The sequence below is a fragment of the Facklamia sp. P12945 genome (assembly GCF_050409485.1).
GTDB lineage: Bacteria > Bacillota > Bacilli > Lactobacillales > Aerococcaceae > Facklamia.
Window position 1 is genome coordinate 1 of record NZ_JBNUPJ010000055.1, and the last position, 789, is coordinate 789.

At 40.2% G+C, this 789-nt stretch carries 1 pseudogene; it reads left to right on the forward strand.

Going from position 1 to position 789, the window contains the following annotated elements:
• Positions 1-180 precede the first annotated feature (180 nt).
• A pseudogene (locus ACQV2X_RS08740) lies at positions 181-423 on the forward strand (reverse transcriptase domain-containing protein); the annotation flags it as partial.
• Positions 424-789 lie beyond the last annotated feature (366 nt).

The window sequence follows — 789 nt, forward strand, 5'->3', positions numbered from 1 at the left end:
CAATTGCACTCATCTCATATGCTAGCAAAATAATGCTCAAAATTCTCCAAGCCAGGTTTCAACAGTACTTGAACTGTGAACTTCCAGATATTCAAGCTGGATATAGAAAAGAGAGAAGAACCCGAGATCAATTTGCCAACACCTGTTGAATCATAGGGAAAGCAGCAGAGTTCCAGAAACCATCTAATTCTGCTTATTGATTACACAAAAGCCTTTGACTGTGTGGATCACAATAAACTGTGGAAAATTCTGAAAGAGATGGGAATACCAGACCACCTGACCTGCCTCTTGAGAAATCTGTATGCAGGTCAAGAAGCAACAGTTAGAACTGGACATGGAACAACAGACTGGTTCCAAATTGAGAAAAGAGTTTGTCAAGGATGTTTATTGTCACCCTGCTTATTTAACTTATATTCACAGTGAAAGTGAAGTTGCTCAGTCGTGTCCGACTCTTAGCAACCCCATGGACTGCAGCCCACCAGGCTCCTCTGTCCATGGGATTTTCCAGGCAAGAGTACTGGAGTGGGGTGCCATTGCCTTCTCTGCAATAATCACTAACATTTGCCATATTTACTTCATTTATCTATACTTATTCTGAGCCATTTCAGAGTTGCAGATATCATAGGACTTCTTGGCGGTCCAGTGGTTAGGACTCCATGCTTTCACTGTTGAGAGTTCAGGTTTTGATCTGTGTTTGAGAAACTACAATCCTACAAACTGCATGGCACAGTTTTGAAAGAAATAAAAAATTTAAAAACCATCTTTGGATAGTAAGTTGTATAAAAATCA